The following is a 14,590-nucleotide window of genomic DNA, read 5'->3' on the forward strand; positions in this document are numbered from 1 at the left end:
AGTGCTGGTCGCTGGTCATCGGCCCCGGTGGACCGGTGTAAGGGCCCCTCACGTGAGAATGAGCAAGCCAATACACATAACGAACTGCAAGAGTACCCGCGCTTCCCCGGACGGGTCAAAACGCGGCTCCTGCGGCCGGCCGCGGGCGGTCGTCCGGGCGGATGGGCACGCCTCTCGACTCCGGGCGCTGTGCGCCCCGAGGCCGCTCCCGGCCGCACGGCCGCCGCTGCAGCCTGCACTCCCAGCGTAAGCCAGTCCGGGAAGGCGCGCCGCGCCCCCGGCCCGGCACCCGTGTGAGGAACCCCACGGGATCCGCCTCCGCCCGACGCTCCCCGTCCCCACTCTCGCGCGCCGGCTTCGACGCACCCGGACGCCGTCTCCGTCACGGGTGCGCACGACACCGCCGCCGGCCCCGGCCGAGCCCGCCGGAAGGCGTGACGTACCAACCACCCGGAGATGTCAGTTTTGCCCGTGCGCGGTCAGGTCACGCTAGGGGCTCAGGTATCCCCCGGTGCGGAACGGCACCCCCCAACGCCCGTCTAAGATGCGCCCCATGAGCTATGGGCAGGGTGGGCAGGGGGAGCCCCCGTGGGATCCGTGGAAGCCTGGTTCGCAGCAACCCGACTGGGGTAGCGGGAACCGGACTCCGGACTGGGCGGCACTCGCCGAGGCGTCCGAGACGCGCAACAGGCGCCGCAGGCTGCTGGTGATCGGCGGCTCGGCGATCGCCACGCTCGCGGTCGGCGCGGCCGTCGCCGTGGCCGTCGTCTCCGCGAACGGCGACAACACGGCGTCGAACCAGCCCGGCAAGCTGCCCAGCACCGCGGCCATCCCGAGCGACACCACCGCGCCGGCGCCCTCGTTCGCGCCGACCTCGGCCCCTCCGCCGCTGGATCCGATGGACTTCATATCCAGCGTCAAGAAGGACACCGCTCCGCTCAGCCCGGACATCCTCTTCCCCGGTTCGCAGCTGACCGTGGGTGACCGCGTCTACCGCAAGGGCCCGACCGCCTCGACGACGAAGTGCGCGACGGGCGTGCAGCGGACGCTCCCCAAGGTCCTCACCGACAACGGCTGCACCCGGCTGCTGCGCGTCACCTACAGCAAGGACGGCGTCGCCGTGACCGTGGGCGTCGCGGTCTTCGACACCAAGGCCCAGGCGGACAAGGCGAAGGCCCAGGCGGACAGCAAGAGCATCATCACCTCGCTGCCCGGCCAGGGTGTCGCCACCTTCTGCCGCACGGCGGTCTGCCGCTCGACCACCAACTCCGTGGGCCGCTACGCCTACTTCACCCTGGCCGGCTTCACCAACGGCAAGGACGCGACGGCCAAGAGCGCCGAGGTGTTCAGCACCGGCGACGACCTGGCCGAGTTCACCTTCCGCCAGATCCGTCGGCGCGGCGAGGCCCAGGCCTCGTCGGCGGCCAACCAGTAGTCACCGGCCGGCCGCCGCGGGTGGACCGGGCCGCTCCCGGCCACCCCGCACGGGGCGGCCGGACGCCTGCGCGGCGCACCAGCGGCCGTCCACGGCCCAGGAGGCACTAGCAGGTGTCACACCCCGGCGCCCCGGGCAGGGTGCGCTTGTTGCGCGCCTCCTTGTTGCGCGCGGCCAGCAGCTCGTCGGCGGGATAGCCGACCTCCTCCAGCGTCAGCCCGTGCGGCCGTACGACATGGACGGCCGAGTCCCGTACACCGGCGGCCAGCACCTTGGCGGGCCACTCGGGCCCGCGATGCCCGTCCCCCACGAACAGCAGCGCCCCGATCAGCGAACGCACCATGTTGTGGCAGAAGGCGTCGGCCCGGACGGTCGCGGTGATGATCCCGTCGTCCCCGCGCACCAGGCTCAGCTCCTGGAGCGTACGGATGGTCGTCGCGCCCTCGCGCTTCTTGCAGTAGGCGGCGAAGTCGTGCTCGCCCACCAGTCCGGCCGCCGCCTGGTTCATGGCGTCGACGTCCAACGGCCAGTCGTGCCAGAGGACGTGATTGCGCAGCAGCGGATCCACACCCCCGGCGTGGTCGGTGACGCGATAGGCGTAGCGCCGCCAGATCGCCGAGAAGCGCGCGTTGAAGCCGGCGGGCGCCTCGGCCAGGGACCACACCCGCACGTCCTTCGACAGCCGCCCCGCCAGCCGCTTCAGCAGCTTCTCCCGGTGCTCGGCCCACAGCTCCGCCGGCAGATCGACGTGCGCCACCTGCCCGCGCGCGTGCACCCCGGCGTCGGTGCGCCCGGCCACGGTCAGCTCGTACGTCGTGTCCTTCGTCCGCGTCACCGTCCGCAGCGCGTCCTCGATGTCGCCCTGGACCGTCCTGCGGCCGCTGGCCTGCTTCGCCCACCCGGAGAACGCGCTCCCGTCGTAGGACAGGTCCATCCGCACCCGTACGAACCCGGGCTCCGCTTCGTCACTCACTCCTGGATCCTCTCAAGCCCGGCTTCTCCGCCGGAACGCGAAAGCGGGCCCGCCCCCGAAGGGACGGACCCGCTCACAGCAAGGCAGTGCCTCAGGCGTCCTTCGACTCCTCGGCGGGAGCCTCAGCGGCGTCCTCGACCTTGGTGTCCTCGACCTTGGCCGGAGCCTCGGCGTCCTTGGCGGAACGCTTGGTGGCCGCCTCGGCCTCACCGGTGGCCTGCTGGGCCACGGTCAGGGCCTCCACCAGCTCGATGACGGCCATGGGCGCGTTGTCGCCACGGCGGTTACCGATCTTGGTGATACGGGTGTAGCCACCCGGGCGGTTCTCGTAGCGCGGGCCGATCTCGGTGAAGAGCGTGTGCACGATGCTCTTGTCCGTGATCACCGAGAGCACCTGACGGCGGTTGTGAAGGTCACCCTTCTTCGCCTTGGTGACCAGACGCTCCGCGTACGGGCGCAGGCGACGGGCCTTCGCCTCGGTGGTGGTGATGCGGCCGTGCTCGAAGAGCGACTTCGCGAGGTTCGCGAGGAGCAGCTTCTCGTGCGCGGCGCTGCCGCCCATACGGGCACCCTTGGTGGGCTTCGGCATGGTGTTTCTCCTAGGTGTCTGCCCCGGCCGTATCAGGTACCGGAGTCAGTGTCCGAGCGGGCGATTGCCCGTCGGAGATCCGGGACGTCCCCGAAGGGGCGTCCCGGAGGGGGCGCGGGGAACTGCGCGATCAAGCACAGCGCGCCCGCACCCGAGAACCGGCAGCCGGTCCCGAGCTCTTAGTACTGCTCGGTCTCGACGAACCCGGCGTCCGCGTCGTCGTCGGCGCCGAAGGCGTCGGCGGCGGCGGTCGGGTCGAATCCGGGCGGGCTGTCCTTGAGGGCCAGGCCCATGCCGGCCAGCTTCGCCTTGACCTCGTCGATGGACTTCGCACCGAAGTTGCGGATGTCCAGGAGGTCGGCCTCGGAGCGGGCGACGAGCTCACCCACGGAGTGGATGCCCTCACGCTTGAGGCAGTTGTACGACCGAACGGTGAGCTCGAGCTCCTCGATCGGCAGGGCGAGATCAGCGGCGAGGGCGGCGTCCGTGGGGGACGGGCCCATGTCGATGCCCTCGGCGTCGATGTTGAGCTCACGGGCCAGACCGAACAGCTCGACCAGGGTCTTACCGGCCGACGCCATGGCGTCACGGGGACGCATGGCCTGCTTGGTCTCGACGTCGACGATCAGCTTGTCGAAGTCGGTGCGCTGCTCGACACGGGTCGCCTCGACCTTGTAGGTGACCTTCAGAACGGGCGAGTAGATGGAGTCGACCGGGATACGGCCGATCTCCTGGCCCACCTGCTTGTTCTGAACGGCGGAGACGTAGCCGCGACCGCGCTCGACGGTCAGCTCCATCTCCAGCTTGCCCTTGCCGTTGAGCGTGGCGAGGACGAGGTCCGGGTTGTGCACCTCGACACCGGCCGGGGGCGCGATGTCGGCGGCGGTGACCAGACCCGGACCCTGCTTGCGCAGGTACATCACGACCGGCTCGTCGTGCTCCGAGGAGACGACGAGCTGCTTGATGTTGAGGATCAGGTCGGTGACGTCCTCCTTGACGCCCGGCACGGTGGTGAATTCGTGCAGCACGCCGTCGATGCGGATGGACGTGACCGCCGCACCCGGGATCGAGGACAGGAGGGTCCGACGCAGGGAGTTGCCGAGGGTGTAGCCGAAGCCCGGCTCCAGCGGCTCGATCACGAACCGGGAGCGGAATTCGTCGACGACCTCTTCGGTCAACGAGGGACGCTGAGCGATCAGCATGTGTGGATCAGATCCTTCTTTCGTGGACGCCCGCTATTTGACGTCCGACAAAACCGTGCGTTTTCACCGCACGGGTACTGCAAGGGTACGGGCGATACGGCCCTTTCACAGAGCCGTACCGCCCGGAAACCTCGAACCGACAAGCGGCCGTGCGTCAGACGCGGCGGCGCTTGGGCGGACGGCAGCCGTTGTGCGGGGTGGGGGTGACGTCCTGGATGGAGCCGACCTCGAGGCCAGTGGCCTGGAGGGAGCGGATCGCGGTCTCGCGACCGGAGCCCGGACCCTTCACGAAGACGTCCACCTTGCGCATGCCGTGCTCCTGCGCGCGGCGGGCGGCCGACTCGGCGGCCATCTGCGCGGCGAAGGGGGTGGACTTGCGCGAGCCCTTGAAGCCGACGTGGCCGGCGGAGGCCCAGGAGATCACGTTGCCCGAGGGGTCCGTGATGGAGACGATGGTGTTGTTGAACGTGCTCTTGATGTGAGCGTGCCCGTGAGCGACGTTCTTCTTTTCCTTGCGGCGCACCTTCTTGGCAGCGCCCTGACGACCCTTGGGGGGCATCTATTACTCCTACGGGAGGTGGTCGGTCCTACAGCGAAGACCGCTGATAAGCGTCCGCTGAGGACTACTTCTTGCCCGGCTTCTTCTTACCGGCGATGGCGCGACGCGGGCCCTTGCGGGTACGAGCGTTCGTGCTGGTGCGCTGACCGTGGACGGGCAGGCCACGACGGTGGCGCAGACCCTGGTAGCAGCCGATCTCGACCTTGCGGCGGATGTCGGCCTGAATCTCGCGACGGAGGTCACCCTCGGTCTTCAGGTTGGCGTCCACGTACTCGCGGATCTTGACCAGCTCCTCCTCGGAGAGGTCACGAACGCGGGTGTTCGGGTTCACGCCGGTCTCGGCCAGCGTCAGCTGGGAAAGGGTCCGGCCGATGCCGAACACGTAGGTCAGGGCGACCTCCACACGCTTTTCGCGCGGGATGTCAACACCGGAAACGCGTGCCATTCAATGGCTCCAGTTGTCGTTCGGAGGTCTTCCGCAGAACCGGATCCCGCCCGCCGTCCTCTTCTGCTGAAGATTCGGTACGAACCGGGTCCCCGGCCTCCGACCGGGGGTGTCAGGCCTGATCGAAATCAGCCCTGGATTCTGCGTATGAACATGTACTGCTTGCGTCGCGCGAAGTATCTGCGGGTGCAGAAGGTGCGGTCGTGCGTCAGCCCTGGCGCTGCTTGTGGCGCGGGTTGTCGCAGATGACCATGACCCGACCGTGACGGCGGATCACCCTGCACTTGTCGCAGATCTTCTTGACGCTCGGCTTGACCTTCATTAGGTGAGGTTCTCCGGGTCAGTGCCACCACCCGCGTCCCGGAACCGGGACCGCGGAGTAAAGGCAAGATCTACTTGTACCGGTAGACGATCCGGCCACGCGTCAGGTCGTACGGAGACAGCTCCACCACGACCCGGTCGTCAGGGAGGATGCGGATGTAGTGCATACGCATCTTGCCGCTGATGTGTGCCAGAACCTGGTGGCCGTTCTGGAGCTCAACCTTGAACATGGCGTTCGGAAGAGACTCGACGACAGTGCCCTCGATCTCGATGGCACCTTGCTTCTTGGCCACGCTTCGCCCTTCGAATCGACTACCTTGATCGACTCCGCGCGAGCGCATGCAGACATGCGGGTGCACGAGAGCCGACGAGTCAGTCTACGTCAGGGCTCCCGGAAAGACGAATCGAGGAAGAATGCCCCATCAGGGAGATCCTTAACCTGGACCCCTGGTGATTGAGCGCGAACCGGCCGACCGCGAATCGGCCGGACGCGCACCTGCCGACCGGGAACGGACCCTGCCCGGTACCGTCGGCCCGCCCGGAACCGGAACCCGCGCCGGCGCACCCCCGGCACGGCCGGTCCGGCTACGCCAGCGGGTCCGGCGCCGCCGTCACTCCGTACTCCGCCAGCTTCGCCCTGCCGCAGTCCGGAGCCGTCAGGACCAGCGGGCCCTCCTCCGTCACCGCCACCGAGTGCTCCCAGTGCGAGGACCACGTACCGTCCGTCGTGATGACGGTCCAGTCGTCCTCCAGCACCTCGGTCTTCGGCGTGCCCAGCGACACCATCGGCTCGACGGCCAGACAGAGACCGGGGACGAGCTTCGGGCCCTTGCCGCGCCGGCGCTCCACGTAGTTCAGCAGGTGCGGGTCCATGTGCATCTCGGTGCCGATGCCGTGGCCGCCGTAGTCCTCGATGATCCCGTACCGGCCGCCGCCCACCTTCGGCTGGCGGCGGATGTACGTCTCGATCGCGCGGGAGACGTCGACGAGCCGGTTCCCCGACTTCATCGCCGCGATGCCCGCCCACATCGACTCCTCGGTCACCCGGGAGAGCTCGATCAGCTCCGGAGCGTGGCCGGAGCCCACGAACGCCGTGAACGCCGCGTCGCCGTGCCAGCCGTCCACGATCGCGCCCGCGTCGATGGAGATGATGTCGCCGTCCTTCAGGACGGTCTTGTCGTCCGGGATGCCATGCACGACGACCTCGTTGGCCGACGTGCAGATGGTCGCGGGGAAACCGCCGTATCCCAGGAAGTTCGACTTCGCGCCGTGCTCCGCGAGCACCTTGCGCGCCACCTCGTCGAGGTCCCGCGTCGTCGCGCCGGGCACCGCCGCCTCGCGCGTGGCCGCGTGCACCGCGGCTACGACCAGGCCCGCCTCACGCATCTTGGCGATCTGCTCGGGGGTCTTGATCTGCACCATGGCGGTCCGCGCTCTCCGTCTTCTCCGTCAACCGACTGCGTACACGAACGACTACCTGTACAACACTACGGCCGCGGCACCCCGGAGGGCACCGCGGCCGAAACAGCGTGACGACTACTTGTCGTCGGCCTTGCTCTGGAGCGCCTCCATGGCGCGCGCCGTGACCTCTTCCACCTTGCCGAGCGCCGAGATCGTGACCACCAGGCCCTGGGCCTTGTAGTAGTCGATGATCGGCTCGGTCTGCGTGTGGTAGACCTCCAGCCGCGTACGGACGGTCTCCTCGGAGTCGTCGTCGCGCTGGTACAGCTCGCCGCCGCAGACGTCGCAGACACCGTCCTGCTGCGGCTTCTTGTACTCCACGTGGAACACGTGGCTCGAGTCCTTGCGGCAGATGCGGCGGCCGGCGATGCGCTTGACCACCTCGTCCTCGGGGACCTCCAGGTCCAGCACCGCGTCCAGCCGCATGCTCTCGGCCTTCAGCATCTCGTCGAGCGCCTCGGCCTGCGAGACGTTACGAGGGAAGCCGTCCAGCAGAAAGCCGTTCGCGGCGTCGGGCTGCTCCATGCGGTCCTTGGCCATCCCGATGGTGACCTCGTCCGGTACCAGGTTGCCGGCGTCCATGTACGCCTTCGCCTGCTTGCCGAGCTCCGTGCCCTGGCTGATGTTGGCACGGAAGAGGTCGCCCGTGGAGATGTGCGGAATCCCCAGGTTCTTGGCAAGGAACGCGGCCTGCGTTCCCTTCCCGGCACCGGGCGGCCCGACGAGGACGATTCGCATCAGCGGAGGAACCCTTCGTAATTGCGCTGCTGAAGCTGGCTCTCGATCTGCTTCACCGTCTCAAGACCCACACCCACGATGATCAGGATGCTGGTACCACCGAACGGGAAGTTCTGGCTTGCCCCGAAGCCAACCAACGCCATCGTCGGTACGAGAGCGATCAGACCCAGATACAGCGACCCCGGCCAGGTGATCCGGTTGAGTACGTAACTCAGGTACTCAGCGGTCGGTCGGCCAGCCCGGATGCCCGGGATGAAGCCACCATACTTCTTCATGTTGTCGGCTACTTCCTCGGGGTTGAACGAGATCGCCACGTAGAAGAACGCGAAGAAAACGATCAGAAGGAAGTACATGGTGATGTAAATCGGGTGGTCGCCCTTGGTCAGGTTCTGCGTGATCCAGGTCTTCCAACCGGAGTTGCCGTTGGAGAACTGGGCGACCAGCGCCGGGATGTAGAGCAGCGACGACGCGAAGATGACGGGGATCACACCCGCCTGATTGACCTTCAGCGGGATGTACGTGGACGTACCCCCGTAGGACCGGCGGCCGATCATGCGCTTCGCGTACTGGACGGGAATGCGCCGCTGGGCCTGCTCGACGAAGACCACCAGGCCGACCATGACCAGGCCGACGAGGATGACCGTGCCGAACTCGATCCAGCCTCCGGCCAGGGTGCCCTGCGTCTTGATGGCCCACAGCGCGGTCGGGAAGCTCGCGGCGATCGAGATGAACATCAGAATCGACATGCCGTTGCCGATGCCGCGGTCGGTGATGAGCTCGCCCAGCCACATGACGACGCCGGTACCGGCGGTCATCGTGACGACCATGACGACGGTCTGGAAGATCGACTGGTCCGGCACGATCTGGTTGGCGACCTGGCAGCCGCTGAACAGGGCGCCGCTGCGCGCGGTCGCGACGAGACCGGTGCCCTGGAGGATGGCGAGGGCCACCGTCAGATATCGGGTGTACTGCGTGATCTTCGCGGTGCCGGACGAGCCCTCCTTCTTCAGGGCTTCGAGGCGCGGGATCACCACCGTCAGCAGCTGCAGAATGATGCTCGCCGTGATGTACGGCATGATGCCGAGCGCGAAGATCGTGATCTGCAGCAGCGCACCACCACTGAACAGGTTGACCAGACCGAACAGCCCCTGATTGCCCTTCGAGGCCGCGTCGATACAGGTCTGGACGTTCTTGTAGTCGACGCCCGGGATCGGAATGTGCGTACCGACCCGGTAGACCACGATGATGGCGAGCGTGAAGAGCAGCTTCTTGCGCAGGTCGGGCGTCCTGAACGCCCGGGCGAACGCGGTGAGCACGGTGCCTCCTGCGACCCCCGCGCAACTGCGTCAAGGGTGATGGTCTTGAGGTTCGACGAATAGGTATCGGTCAACTGCCGCCCGGCGGGAAGCCGGACGAAAGTCGGCAGTGCAGGCCACCTTACCGGCGAGACTGCCCCCCTTGGAACGACCAACCGGGGATGCCCCATTTGTTGGGGCATCCCCGGTCGGGATCGCTCAAGTCATCGAGGCGCCTGAAGTGATCAGACGAGCTCGGTGACGGTACCGCCGGCGGCGGTGATCTTCTCCTTGGCGGAGCCGGAGACGGCGTCGACCGTCACCTGCAGCGCCACGGAGACCTCGCCCTGGCCGAGGACCTTGACGAGGCTGTTCTTGCGAACGGCACCCTTGGCCACGAGACCCTCGACGGTGACCTCGCCACCCTCCGGGTACAGCGCGGCCAGCTTGTCGAGGTTCACGACCTGGAACTCGGTCTTGAACGGGTTCTTGAAGCCCTTCAGCTTCGGGAGGCGCATGTGGAGGGGCATCTGCCCGCCCTCGAAGCGCTCCGGAACCTGGTAGCGGGCCTTCGTGCCCTTGGTACCACGACCGGCCGTCTTACCCTTCGACGCCTCACCACGACCCACACGGGTCTTGGCGGTCTTGGCGCCCGGGGCGGGACGGAGGTTGTGGATCTTGAGCGGGTTGTTCTCCGCCATGATCAGTCGACCTCCTCAACCGTCACGAGGTGGCGGACGGTGTGCACCATTCCGCGGAACTCGGGGCGGTCCTCCTTGACGACCACGTCGTTCAGGCGCTTGAGCCCGAGCGAACGCAGCGTGTCGCGGTGGTTCTGCTTGCTGCCGATGTACGACTTCGTCTGCGTGATCCTGAGCTGAGCCATGATTACGCACCCGCTCCCGCACGTGCACGCAGCAGGGCCGCGGGGGCGACGTCCTCGAGGGGCAGACCACGGCGAGCCGCGATCTCCTCGGGACGCTGCAGACCCTTGAGGGCCGCCACGGTCGCGTGCACGATGTTGATCGCGTTGGACGAGCCGAGCGACTTCGACAGGATGTCGTGAACGCCGGCGCACTCGAGCACAGCACGCACCGGGCCACCGGCGATAACGCCGGTACCGGGGGAAGCAGGCTTGAGCAGGACGACGCCCGCGGCCTTCTCGCCCGTGATCGGGTGCGGGATGGTGCCCTGGATACGGGGGACCTTGAAGAAGTGCTTCTTGGCCTCTTCAACACCCTTGGCGATCGCGGCCGGCACCTCCTTGGCCTTGCCGTAACCGACACCCACGGTGCCGTCACCATCGCCCACCACGACCAGCGCGGTGAAGCTGAAGCGACGACCACCCTTCACAACCTTGGCGACGCGGTTGATCGCGACGACGCGCTCAACGTACGCGGTCTTCTCGGCAGCAGCTGCGCCGCCGTCACGGCCCTTCCGGTCCCGCCGCTCGCCGCCACCGGCACCGCCACCGCGGCGCTGGGGTCCAGCCATTGGAATTACCTCTCTCTGTTTCCGCTAGCTACGGAACCGACTCAGAACTTGAGTCCGGCTTCGCGGGCGGCGTCCGCCAGGGCGGCAATGCGCCCGGCGTACTGGTTTCCACCACGGTCGAATACGACAGCCTCGACACCGGCGGCCTTGGCGCGCTCGGCGACGAGAGCGCCGACCGACTTCGCCTGGGCCGACTTGTCGTTCTCGCCGCCGCGGATCGTCGTGTCCAGGGTCGAAGCCGACGCAAGGGTGTGACCCTTAACGTCGTCGATGACCTGGGCCACGATGTGGCGGTTGGAACGCGTCACGACCAGGCGCGGACGCTCAGCCGTACCCGAGATGTGCTTACGGATCCGGATGTGACGACGCTTGATGGCAGCACGCTTGTAAGCGTCGCCCTTAGCAATCTTGACACCGTATGCCATGGCTTACTTACCCGCCTTTCCGACCTTGCGGCGGATGACTTCGCCTTCGTACTTGACGCCCTTGGCCTTGTACGGGTCGGGCTTCCGCAGCTTGCGGATGTTGGCCGCAACCTCTCCGACCTTCTGCTTGTCGATGCCCTCGACCGAGAAACGGGTGGGGGCTTCCACCTTGAAGGTGATGCCCTCGGGGGCCTCGACCGTGATCGGGTGGCTGTAGCCGAGCGCGAACTCGAGGTTCGAACCCTTGGCCGTCACGCGGTAACCGACACCGCTGATCTCGAGCTTCTTCACGTAACCCTGGGTCACGCCGGTGATCATGTTCGCCACCAGCGTGCGGGACAGGCCGTGCAGGGCCTTGTTCTGACGCTCGTCGTTGGGGCGGGTGACGTTCAGAACGCCTTCCTCACCCTTGACGATCTCGATCGGCGCGACGACGGTGTGGGAGAGGGTGCCCTTGGGGCCCTTCACCTGAACCGTACGGCCATCGATGGTGACGTCCACGCCGGCGGGAACCGTGATGGGGAGCTTGCCAATGCGCGACATAGCTGTTTCCTCCGTTCCCTTCCGCTACCAGACGTAGGCGAGGACTTCTCCGCCTACGCCCTTCTTGCCGGCCTGCTTGTCGGTGAGGAGCCCGTGGGACGTGGAGATGATCGCCACGCCGAGGCCACCCAGCACCTTGGGCAGGTTGGTGGACTTCGCGTACACCCGGAGACCGGGCTTGGAGATCCGCTTGATGCCCGCGATGGAGCGCTCACGGTTCGGGCCGAACTTCAGCTCGAGGACGAGGTTCTTGCCGACCTCGGCGTCCTCGACCTTCCAGCCCGTGATGAAGCCCTCCTGCTGGAGGATCTCCGCGATGTGCGACTTGATCTTGCTGTGCGGCATTCCCACGGTGTCGTGGTACGCCGAGTTCGCGTTACGCAGACGCGTAAGCATGTCTGCGATCGGATCAGTCATGGTCATGAATTGGCCTTCGGCCTCTCTCGCCGGGGTTTCCTGTATGCGCCATCCCTCTCCCCACTCAGTGGCGGGACGGGTGCGGTGCGGGGACCTACGGCGTAGTAAGTCGTACGGGCGTCAGGCGCCCAACCCTCCTAGCCTACGCCATGGAGAGGTGGGCACCTGACAGCGCCCTTTACTTACCGAGAGCCTCTGGTGTCCGGAAGTACCGGACTACCAGGAGCTCTTGGTCACGCCCGGCAGCTCGCCACGGTGAGCCATCTCACGAAGGCAGACGCGGCACAGGCCGAACTTGCGGTACACGGAGTGCGGACGACCGCAGCGCTGGCAGCGCGTGTAGCCACGCACACCGAACTTGGGCTTACGAGCAGCCTTGGCAATCAGAGCCTTCTTCGCCATCTCGCTTACGCCTCCTTGAAGGGGAAGCCGAGGTGACGGAGAAGGGCACGGCCCTCAGCGTCGTTGGTCGCCGTGGTCACCACGGTGATGTCCATACCCCGGACGCGGTCGATCTTGTCCTGGTCGATCTCGTGGAACATGACCTGCTCCGTGAGACCGAAGGTGTAGTTGCCACGGCCGTCGAACTGCTTGGGGGACAGACCACGGAAGTCGCGGATGCGCGGCAGCGCGAGCGACAGGGTGCGGTCCAGGAACTCCCACATGCGGTCGCCACGGAGCGTGACGTGGGCACCGATCGGCTGACCCTCACGCAGCTTGAACTGCGCGATGGACTTGCGGGCCTTGGTGATGGCCGGCTTCTGACCGGTGATGGTGGTCAGGTCACGGACGGCACCGTCCATGAGCTTCGAGTCACGGGCGGCGTCGCCGACACCCATGTTGACCACGATCTTGACGAGGCCCGGCGTCTGCATGACGTTCTCGTAGGAGAACTCTTCCTGCAGCTTCGCCGCGATCTCCTCGCGGTACTTCGTCTTGAGACGCGGAGTGGTGGTGGTAGCCATCAGATGTCCTCACCCGTCCGCTTGGCAACGCGGATCTTGTTGCCCTCGTCGTCGAAGCGGTAACCGACACGCGTGACGACCTTGTTGCCGTCCTTCTCCACGACGAGCTGAACGTTGCTCACGTGGATCGGGGCCTCGGTCGTCACGATGCCGCCGGCCTGCGAACCGCTGGCGGTCGGGCCGGCCTTGGTGTGCTTCTTGACCCGGTTGACACCCTCGACCAGGACGCGCTCGTCGCGCGGGTAAGCGGCAATGACCTTGCCCTGCTTGCCCTTGTCCTTGCCGGTGATGACCTGAACCGTGTCACCCTTCTTGATCTTCATGCTTACAGCACCTCCGGCGCGAGCGAGATGATCTTCATGAACTTCTTCTCGCGCAGCTCACGGCCGACAGGGCCGAAGATACGGGTGCCGCGAGGGTCGCCGTCGTTCTTCAGAATGACGGCGGCGTTCTCGTCGAAGCGGATGTACGAGCCGTCCGGACGGCGGCGCTCCTTGACGGTGCGAACGATGACGGCCTTGATGACGTCACCCTTCTTCACGTTGCCACCGGGGATCGCGTCCTTGACGGTGGCGACGATGACGTCACCGATGCCCGCGTAGCGGCGACCGGAGCCACCGAGCACACGGATGCAAAGGATCTCCTTCGCACCAGTGTTGTCGGCGACACGCAGTCGCGACTCCTGCTGGATCACGTCTATCTCCTGATTTGTCTGCCGGTTCCCGGGGCGGGGCCGACCTTACGGCGGCCCCGCCCCGAGCCTGGCGGAACGAACCTGAGGGAAACCCCTCAGGTAATTACTTGGCCTTCTCGAGGATCTCGACGATGCGCCAGCGCTTCGTCGCGGACAGCGGACGCGTCTCCATGAGGAGGACGCGGTCGCCGATACCCGCGGCGTTCTGCTCGTCGTGGGCCTTGAGCTTGCTCGTACGGCGGATGACCTTGCCGTACAGGGCGTGCTTGACGCGGTCCTCGACGGCGACGACGACGGTCTTGTCCATCTTGTCGCTGACGACCAGACCCTCACGGGTCTTGCGGAAACCGCGCTGCTCGTTGGTCTCAGTCACGTTGCTCTCGCTCATCAGGCGCTCTCCACCGTCTCGATGCCCAGCTCGCGCTCACGCATCAGGGTGTAGATCCGCGCGATGTCCTTGCGGACGGCCTTGAGCCGACCGTGGTTCTCGAGCTGACCGGTCGCCGCCTGGAAGCGGAGGTTGAACAGCTCTTCCTTGGCTTCGCGAAGCTTCGCGAGAAGCTCCTCGTCACCCAGTTCGCGCAGCTCGGACGCCTTGGTACCGGCCGACATCACGCTTCACCTGCCTCGCGCTTGACGATCCGGCACTTCATCGGCAGCTTGTGGGCTGCGCGAGTCAGGGCCTCACGGGCGATCTTCTCGTTGGGGTAGGACAGTTCGAACATGACCCGGCCCGGGTGCACGTTCGCGACCCACCACTCGGGAGAACCCTTACCGGAACCCATGCGGGTCTCGGCAGGCTTCTTGGTCAGCGGGCGGTCCGGGTAGATGTTGATCCAGACCTTGCCGCCACGCTTGATGTGACGGGTCATCGCGATACGAGCGGCCTCGATCTGGCGGTTCGTCACGTACGCCGGCGTGAGGGCCTGAATGCCGTACTCGCCGAACGAAACCTGCGTACCGCCCTTGGCCTGACCACGGCGCTTCGGGTGGTGCTGCTTGCGGTGCTTGACCCTACGGGGGATCAGCATGTC

The 14,590-nt window shown here is 66.7% G+C and carries 24 protein-coding genes; 1 reads left to right on the forward strand and 23 read right to left on the reverse strand.

The features are described from left to right. Nucleotides 1-553 precede the first annotated feature (553 nt). The gene (locus tag OG199_RS18315; RefSeq protein WP_356802967.1) at nucleotides 554-1,435 is read left to right on the forward strand and encodes a hypothetical protein; all 882 of its coding nucleotides are present in this window, start codon (nucleotides 554-556) and stop codon (nucleotides 1,433-1,435) included. A gap of 106 nt (nucleotides 1,436-1,541) precedes the next feature. On the opposite strand, the gene truA is transcribed toward OG199_RS18315, so the two are convergent. The 23 genes from truA to rplP all read right to left on the reverse strand — a co-directional run bounded on the left by truA (nucleotide 1,542) and on the right by rplP (nucleotide 14,587). Then, nucleotides 1,542-2,408: a tRNA pseudouridine(38-40) synthase TruA gene (truA, locus tag OG199_RS18320; RefSeq protein WP_405830347.1), complete on the reverse strand. Its 867-nt coding sequence runs from the start codon at nucleotides 2,406-2,408 to the stop codon at nucleotides 1,542-1,544. A 91-nt stretch (nucleotides 2,409-2,499) separates the two neighbouring features. After that, nucleotides 2,500-2,997, reverse strand: coding sequence for a 50S ribosomal protein L17 (gene rplQ, locus OG199_RS18325; protein WP_266700855.1), 498 nt, complete (start codon nucleotides 2,995-2,997; stop codon nucleotides 2,500-2,502). A gap of 179 nt (nucleotides 2,998-3,176) precedes the next feature. Continuing rightward, on the reverse strand, nucleotides 3,177-4,199 hold the full coding sequence (locus OG199_RS18330; protein ID WP_003966937.1) for a DNA-directed RNA polymerase subunit alpha: 1,023 nt from the start codon (nucleotides 4,197-4,199) through the stop codon (nucleotides 3,177-3,179). A 154-nt stretch (nucleotides 4,200-4,353) separates the two neighbouring features. Continuing rightward, a complete protein-coding gene (gene rpsK / locus OG199_RS18335; RefSeq protein ID WP_003956432.1) occupies nucleotides 4,354-4,758 on the reverse strand; it encodes a 30S ribosomal protein S11 in 405 nt (134 codons plus the stop codon). 64 nt (nucleotides 4,759-4,822) lie between these two features. Beyond that, entirely contained in the window at nucleotides 4,823-5,203 is a 381-nt protein-coding gene (gene rpsM / locus OG199_RS18340) for a 30S ribosomal protein S13 (protein ID WP_266700854.1), read from the reverse strand. A gap of 208 nt (nucleotides 5,204-5,411) precedes the next feature. Then, complete coding sequence (rpmJ, locus tag OG199_RS18345; protein WP_003974245.1) at nucleotides 5,412-5,525, reverse strand: 50S ribosomal protein L36; 114 nt, start codon at nucleotides 5,523-5,525, stop codon at nucleotides 5,412-5,414. Between the two features lie 70 nt (nucleotides 5,526-5,595). Further along, nucleotides 5,596-5,817, reverse strand: a complete 222-nt coding sequence (gene infA, locus OG199_RS18350; protein WP_003948620.1) for a translation initiation factor IF-1 — start codon at nucleotides 5,815-5,817, stop codon at nucleotides 5,596-5,598. Between the two features lie 292 nt (nucleotides 5,818-6,109). Beyond that, nucleotides 6,110-6,946, reverse strand: a complete 837-nt coding sequence (gene map / locus OG199_RS18355) for a type I methionyl aminopeptidase (RefSeq protein ID WP_356802962.1) — start codon at nucleotides 6,944-6,946, stop codon at nucleotides 6,110-6,112. Nucleotides 6,947-7,060: 114 nt separating this feature from the next. After that, on the reverse strand, nucleotides 7,061-7,723 hold the full coding sequence (locus OG199_RS18360) for an adenylate kinase (protein WP_356802960.1): 663 nt from the start codon (nucleotides 7,721-7,723) through the stop codon (nucleotides 7,061-7,063). Beyond that, nucleotides 7,723-9,039 (reverse strand): preprotein translocase subunit SecY, encoded by a 1,317-nt coding sequence (secY, locus tag OG199_RS18365; RefSeq protein WP_351722163.1) that lies wholly within the window; start codon nucleotides 9,037-9,039, stop codon nucleotides 7,723-7,725. Before secY ends, OG199_RS18360 begins: the two co-directional genes overlap by 1 nt. A gap of 224 nt (nucleotides 9,040-9,263) precedes the next feature. Further along, nucleotides 9,264-9,719, reverse strand: coding sequence for a 50S ribosomal protein L15 (gene rplO / locus OG199_RS18370; protein ID WP_007443991.1), 456 nt, complete (start codon nucleotides 9,717-9,719; stop codon nucleotides 9,264-9,266). 2 nt (nucleotides 9,720-9,721) lie between these two features. Next, nucleotides 9,722-9,904 (reverse strand): 50S ribosomal protein L30, encoded by a 183-nt coding sequence (rpmD, locus tag OG199_RS18375; protein WP_060901490.1) that lies wholly within the window; start codon nucleotides 9,902-9,904, stop codon nucleotides 9,722-9,724. Nucleotides 9,905-9,906: 2 nt separating this feature from the next. Beyond that, a complete protein-coding gene (gene rpsE, locus OG199_RS18380; protein ID WP_037694140.1) occupies nucleotides 9,907-10,512 on the reverse strand; it encodes a 30S ribosomal protein S5 in 606 nt (201 codons plus the stop codon). Between the two features lie 41 nt (nucleotides 10,513-10,553). Continuing rightward, nucleotides 10,554-10,937, reverse strand: a complete 384-nt coding sequence (gene rplR, locus OG199_RS18385; RefSeq protein WP_081218896.1) for a 50S ribosomal protein L18 — start codon at nucleotides 10,935-10,937, stop codon at nucleotides 10,554-10,556. A gap of 3 nt (nucleotides 10,938-10,940) precedes the next feature. Further along, nucleotides 10,941-11,480 (reverse strand): 50S ribosomal protein L6, encoded by a 540-nt coding sequence (rplF, locus tag OG199_RS18390; protein WP_266700851.1) that lies wholly within the window; start codon nucleotides 11,478-11,480, stop codon nucleotides 10,941-10,943. A gap of 24 nt (nucleotides 11,481-11,504) precedes the next feature. Then, nucleotides 11,505-11,903 carry a 30S ribosomal protein S8 gene (rpsH, locus tag OG199_RS18395; RefSeq protein WP_010986352.1) on the reverse strand — a complete coding sequence of 133 codons (399 nt, stop codon included), beginning with the start codon at nucleotides 11,901-11,903 and terminating at the stop codon, nucleotides 11,505-11,507. A 210-nt stretch (nucleotides 11,904-12,113) separates the two neighbouring features. After that, nucleotides 12,114-12,299, reverse strand: coding sequence for a type Z 30S ribosomal protein S14 (locus OG199_RS18400; protein ID WP_003948630.1), 186 nt, complete (start codon nucleotides 12,297-12,299; stop codon nucleotides 12,114-12,116). Nucleotides 12,300-12,304: 5 nt separating this feature from the next. Further along, nucleotides 12,305-12,862, reverse strand: coding sequence for a 50S ribosomal protein L5 (rplE, locus tag OG199_RS18405; protein WP_148010026.1), 558 nt, complete (start codon nucleotides 12,860-12,862; stop codon nucleotides 12,305-12,307). Beyond that, nucleotides 12,862-13,185 carry a 50S ribosomal protein L24 gene (gene rplX, locus OG199_RS18410; RefSeq protein WP_060901494.1) on the reverse strand — a complete coding sequence of 108 codons (324 nt, stop codon included), beginning with the start codon at nucleotides 13,183-13,185 and terminating at the stop codon, nucleotides 12,862-12,864. Before rplX ends, rplE begins: the two co-directional genes overlap by 1 nt. A gap of 2 nt (nucleotides 13,186-13,187) precedes the next feature. After that, the gene (rplN, locus tag OG199_RS18415) at nucleotides 13,188-13,556 is read right to left on the reverse strand and encodes a 50S ribosomal protein L14 (protein ID WP_003992364.1); all 369 of its coding nucleotides are present in this window, start codon (nucleotides 13,554-13,556) and stop codon (nucleotides 13,188-13,190) included. Between the two features lie 103 nt (nucleotides 13,557-13,659). Beyond that, entirely contained in the window at nucleotides 13,660-13,944 is a 285-nt protein-coding gene (gene rpsQ / locus OG199_RS18420; protein WP_148010025.1) for a 30S ribosomal protein S17, read from the reverse strand. Then, complete coding sequence (gene rpmC, locus OG199_RS18425; protein WP_003998824.1) at nucleotides 13,944-14,168, reverse strand: 50S ribosomal protein L29; 225 nt, start codon at nucleotides 14,166-14,168, stop codon at nucleotides 13,944-13,946. The genes rpsQ and rpmC overlap by 1 nt, the downstream gene beginning before the upstream one ends. Beyond that, nucleotides 14,168-14,587, reverse strand: coding sequence for a 50S ribosomal protein L16 (gene rplP, locus OG199_RS18430; RefSeq protein ID WP_099500627.1), 420 nt, complete (start codon nucleotides 14,585-14,587; stop codon nucleotides 14,168-14,170). Before rplP ends, rpmC begins: the two co-directional genes overlap by 1 nt. Nucleotides 14,588-14,590: the final 3 nt, after the last annotated feature.

The organism is Streptomyces sp. NBC_01176 (assembly GCF_045039825.1).
In the GTDB taxonomy this organism is placed as follows: Bacteria; Actinomycetota; Actinomycetes; order Streptomycetales; family Streptomycetaceae; genus Streptomyces.

Bases quoted from the DNA above. Each gene is read 5' to 3' on its own strand.
- OG199_RS18315 (WP_356802967.1), top strand. From the start codon at position 554: ATGAGCTATGGGCAGGGTGGGCAGGGGGAGCCCCCGTGGGATCCGTGG.
- rplQ (WP_266700855.1), bottom strand. From the start codon at position 2,997: ATGCCGAAGCCCACCAAGGGTGCCCGTATGGGCGGCAGCGCCGCGCAC.
- OG199_RS18330 (WP_003966937.1), bottom strand. From the start codon at position 4,199: ATGCTGATCGCTCAGCGTCCCTCGTTGACCGAAGAGGTCGTCGACGAA.
- rpsK (WP_003956432.1), bottom strand. From the start codon at position 4,758: ATGCCCCCCAAGGGTCGTCAGGGCGCTGCCAAGAAGGTGCGCCGCAAG.
- rpsM (WP_266700854.1), bottom strand. From the start codon at position 5,203: ATGGCACGCGTTTCCGGTGTTGACATCCCGCGCGAAAAGCGTGTGGAG.
- rpmJ (WP_003974245.1), bottom strand. From the start codon at position 5,525: ATGAAGGTCAAGCCGAGCGTCAAGAAGATCTGCGACAAGTGCAGGGTG.
- map (WP_356802962.1), bottom strand. From the start codon at position 6,946: ATGGTGCAGATCAAGACCCCCGAGCAGATCGCCAAGATGCGTGAGGCG.
- OG199_RS18360 (WP_356802960.1), bottom strand. From the start codon at position 7,723: ATGCGAATCGTCCTCGTCGGGCCGCCCGGTGCCGGGAAGGGAACGCAG.
- rplO (WP_007443991.1), bottom strand. From the start codon at position 9,719: ATGGCGGAGAACAACCCGCTCAAGATCCACAACCTCCGTCCCGCCCCG.
- rpmD (WP_060901490.1), bottom strand. From the start codon at position 9,904: ATGGCTCAGCTCAGGATCACGCAGACGAAGTCGTACATCGGCAGCAAG.
- rpsE (WP_037694140.1), bottom strand. From the start codon at position 10,512: ATGGCTGGACCCCAGCGCCGCGGTGGCGGTGCCGGTGGCGGCGAGCGG.
- rplR (WP_081218896.1), bottom strand. From the start codon at position 10,937: ATGGCATACGGTGTCAAGATTGCTAAGGGCGACGCTTACAAGCGTGCT.
- rplF (WP_266700851.1), bottom strand. From the start codon at position 11,480: ATGTCGCGCATTGGCAAGCTCCCCATCACGGTTCCCGCCGGCGTGGAC.
- rpsH (WP_010986352.1), bottom strand. From the start codon at position 11,903: ATGACCATGACTGATCCGATCGCAGACATGCTTACGCGTCTGCGTAAC.
- OG199_RS18400 (WP_003948630.1), bottom strand. From the start codon at position 12,299: ATGGCGAAGAAGGCTCTGATTGCCAAGGCTGCTCGTAAGCCCAAGTTC.
- rplE (WP_148010026.1), bottom strand. From the start codon at position 12,862: ATGGCTACCACCACCACTCCGCGTCTCAAGACGAAGTACCGCGAGGAG.
- rplX (WP_060901494.1), bottom strand. From the start codon at position 13,185: ATGAAGATCAAGAAGGGTGACACGGTTCAGGTCATCACCGGCAAGGAC.
- rpsQ (WP_148010025.1), bottom strand. From the start codon at position 13,944: ATGAGCGAGAGCAACGTGACTGAGACCAACGAGCAGCGCGGTTTCCGC.
- rpmC (WP_003998824.1), bottom strand. From the start codon at position 14,168: ATGTCGGCCGGTACCAAGGCGTCCGAGCTGCGCGAACTGGGTGACGAG.
- rplP (WP_099500627.1), bottom strand. From the start codon at position 14,587: ATGCTGATCCCCCGTAGGGTCAAGCACCGCAAGCAGCACCACCCGAAG.